1 protein-coding gene is annotated in these 4,418 nt (G+C 39.4%); it reads right to left on the minus strand.

Annotation, left to right across the window (positions count from 1 at the left end; translation table 11 throughout):
* The coding region (locus tag GGR32_RS11920) for a beta strand repeat-containing protein (protein ID WP_183478430.1) at positions 1-4,418 on the minus strand (4,418 nt) is incomplete at both ends.

Below are 4,418 nucleotides of genomic sequence, written 5' to 3' on the forward strand. Positions count from 1 at the left end.
ATCTGGGTGATGTTCGTAATCACATCGTTCGGAACGTCTATCGTTAAGCTATCGCCGTTGGCGTCTAATAATTGATAGGTGCCATCTTGATTGTCCACCATCTTCAACGTGTTCGCATCGAAAGTAACGCTATCACCATTTACCGCTATATGTGTAAAAGTACCATCGTTGTTATCGATAAATTCATCCGTATTCGTATCGATTAAGTTTTGAATGCTTGTGTAAATATCGCCCTGGTTTACGATGTCGTTGTTGATTAACTCTGTAACTTCTGTGATAACATCGCTATCGTTAGTAATCTGGGTGATGTTCGTAATTACATCGTTGGGAACGTCTATCGTTAAGCTATCGCCATTGATATCTTCTAATAAGTAGGTGCCGTTTACCTGCTTAGTCATCGTTATCGTACTTGCATCGAAAGTAACGCTATCGCCATTTACCGCTATATGTGTAAAAGTACCATCGTTGTTATCGATAAATTCATCCGTATTCGTGTCGATTAAGTTTTGAATGCTTGTGTAAATATCGCCCTGGTTTACGATGTCGTTGTTGATTAACTCCGTAACTTCGGTGATAACATTGCTATCGTTGGTAATCTCTGTGATGTTCGTAATCACATCATTTGGAACATCTATCGTTAAGCTATCGCCATTGGCATCTTCTAAACGGTAAGTACCATTACCAGTGTCGGTCATTGTTAAGGTATTCGCATCGAAGGTTACGCTGTCTCCATTTACCGCTATATGTGTAAAAGTACCATCGTTGTTATCGATAAATTCATCCGTATTCGTGTCGATTAAGTTTTGAATGCTTGTGTAAATATCGCCCTGGTTTACGATGTCGTTGTTGATTAACTCCGTAACTTCTGTGATAACATCGCTATCGTTAGTAATCTGAGTGATGTTCGTAATTACATCATTTGGAACGTCTATCGTTAAGCTATCGCCGTTGGCGTCTAATAATTGATAGGTGCCATCTTGATTGTCTACCATCTTCAACGTGTTCGCATCGAAAGTAACGCTATCTCCATTTACTGCTACATGGGTAAAAGTGCCGTTTCCGTTATCGATAAACTCATCCGTATTCGTGTCGATTAAGTTTTGAATGCTCGTGTAAATATCGCCCTGGTTTACGATGTCGTTGTTGATTAACTCCGTAACTTCTGTGATAACATCGCTATCGTTGGTAATCTGGGTGATGTTCGTAATCACATCGTTCGGAACGTCTATCGTTAAGCTATCGCCGTTGGCGTCTAATAATTGATAGGTGCCATCTTGATTGTCTACCATCTTCAACGTGTTCGCATCGAAAGTAACGCTATCTCCATTTACTGCTACATGCGTAAAAGTGCCGTTTCCGTTATCGATAAACTCATCTGTATTCGTGTCGATTAAGTTTTGAATGCTTGTGTAAATATCGCCCTGGTTTACGATGTCGTTGTTGATTAACTCCGTAACTTCTGTGATAACATCGCTATCGTTAGTAATCTGGGTGATGTTCGTTATCACATCGTTTGGAACATCTATCGTTAAGCTATCGCCATTGGCGTCTAATAATTGATAGGTGCCATCTTGATTGTCTACCATCATTAGGGTATTCGCATCGAAGGTTACGCTATCGCCATTTACAGCTATATGTGTAAAAGTACCATCGTTGTTATCGATAAACTCATCCGTATTCGTGTCGATTAAGTTTTGAATGCTCGTGTAAATATCACCCTGGTTTACGATGTCGTTGTTGATTAACTCCGTAACTTCTGTGATAACATCGCTATCGTTAGTAATCTGGGTGATGTTCGTTATCACATCATTCGGAACGTCTATCGTTAAGCTATCGCCGTTGGCGTCTAATAATTGATAGGTGCCATCTTGATTGTCTACCATCTTCAACGTGTTCGCATCGAAGGTAACGCTATCGCCATTTACTGCTACATGCGTAAAAGTACCGTTTCCGTTATCGATAAATTCATCCGTATTCGTATCGATTAAGTTTTGAATGCTTGTGTAAATATCGCCCTGGTTTACGATGTCGTTGTTGATTAACTCCGTAACTTCTGTGATAACATCGCTATCGTTAGTAATCTGAGTGATGTTCGTAATTACATCGTTGGGAACGTCTATCGTTAAGCTATCGCCGTTGGCGTCTAATAATTGATAGGTGCCATCTTGATTGTCTACCATCTTCAATGTGTTCGCATCGAAGGTAACGCTATCGCCATTTACTGCTACATGTGTAAAAGTGCCGTTTCCGTTATCGATAAACTCATCCGTATTCGTGTCGATTAAGTTTTGAATGCTTGTGTAAATATCGCCCTGGTTTACGATGTCGTTGTTGATTAACTCTGTAACTTCTGTGATAACATCGCTATCGTTAGTAATCTGGGTGATGTTCGTTATCACATCGTTAGGAACGTCTATCGTTAAGCTATCGCCATTGGCGTCTAATAATTGATAGGTGCCATCTTGATTGTCTACCATCTTCAACGTGTTCGCATCGAAGGTTACGCTGTCACCATTTACCGCTACATGGGTAAAAGTGCCGTTTCCGTTATCGATAAACTCATCCGTATTCGTATCGATTAAGTTTTGAATGCTCGTGTAAATATCGCCCTGGTTTACGATGTCGTTGTTGATTAACTCCGTAACTTCTGTGATAACATCGCTATCGTTGGTAATCTGAGTGATATTCGTAATTACATCGTTTGGAACGTCTATCGTTAAGCTATCGCCGTTGGCGTCTAATAATTGATAGGTACCGTTTCCTGTGTTCGTCATCGTTAACGTATTCGCATCGAAGGTTACGCTATCGCCATTTACTGCTACATGCGTAAAAGTGCCGTTTCCGTTATCGATAAACTCATCGGTTCGCGTGTCTAAGATGTTGTTGATCGTTGTGTAAATATCTCCTTCGTTAAGGATATCATTGTTGATTAACTCTGTAACTTCTGTGATAACATCGCTATCGTTAGTAATCTGAGTGATGTTCGTAATTACATCGTTGGGAACGTCTATCGTTAAGCTATCGCCGTTGGCGTCTAATAATTGATAGGTACCGTTTCCTGTGTTTGTCATCGTTAACGTATTCGCATCGAAGGTTACGCTATCGCCATTTACTGCTACATGCGTAAAAGTGCCGTTTCCGTTATCGATAAACTCATCCGTATTCGTGTCGATTAAGTTTTGAATGCTCGTGTAAATATCGCCCTGGTTTACGATGTCGTTGTTGATTAACTCCGTAACTTCTGTGATAACATCGCTATCGTTGGTAATCTGGGTGATGTTCGTAATCACATCGTTGGGAACGTCGATTAAAGTTGTGTCCCCATCTTCGTTTGTATATAAATAGGTACCGTCTGTATTGTCTACTAAGGTAGAAGTGGTTTCTAAATCCTGAATATCGATAACTTGTGTATCGCCATTCACATCTACATAATAGAAGTTGTTACCATCGTAAGATACATTCCCTTCTGCTTTGGTCGTCAAATATTCGTTTAAGATATTTTGAACACTGCTATCGTTGATGATCGTTTGGAACTCATTTACTACATCTGCAGGAACGTCGATTAAAGTTGTGTCCCCATCTTCGTTTGTATATAAATAAGTACCGTCTGTATTGTCTACTAAGGTAGAAGTGGTTTCTAAATCCTGAATATCGATAACTTGTGTATCGCCATTCGCATCTACATAATAGAAGTTGTTGCCATCGTAAGATACATTCCCTTCTGCTTTGGTCGTCAAATATTCGTTTAAGATATTTTGAACACTGCTATCGTTGATGATCGTCTGGAACTCATTTACTACATCTGCAGGAACATCGATTAAAGTTGTGTCCCCATCTTCGTTTGTATATAAATAAGTACCGTCTGTATTGTCTACTAAGGTAGAAGTGGTTTCTAAATCCTGAATATCGATAACTTGTGTATCGCCATTCGCATCTACATAATAGAAGTTGTTGCCATCGTAAGATACATTCCCTTCTGCTTTGGTCGTCAAATATTCGTTTAAGATATTTTGAACACTGCTATCGTTGATAATCGTTTGGAACTCATTTACTACATCTGCAGGAACATCGATTAAAGTTGTGTCCCCATCTTCGTTTGTATATAAATAAGTACCGTCTGTATTGTCTACTAAGGTAGAAGTGGTTTCTAAATCCTGAATATCGATAACTTGTGTATCGCCATTCACATCTACATAATAGAAGTTGTTGCCATCGTAAGATACATTCCCTTCTGCTTTGGTCGTCAAATATTCGTTTAAGATATTTTGAACACTGCTATCGTTGATAATCGTTTGGAACTCATTTACTACATCTGCAGGAACATCGATTAAAGTTGTGTCCCCATCTTCGTTTGTATATAAATAGGTACCGTCTGTATTGTCTACTAAGGTAGAAGTGGTTTCTAAATCCTGAATATC

Origin of the sequence: Mesonia hippocampi (assembly GCF_014197445.1) — a bacterium.
In the GTDB taxonomy this organism is placed as follows: Bacteria; Bacteroidota; Bacteroidia; order Flavobacteriales; family Flavobacteriaceae; genus Mesonia; species Mesonia hippocampi.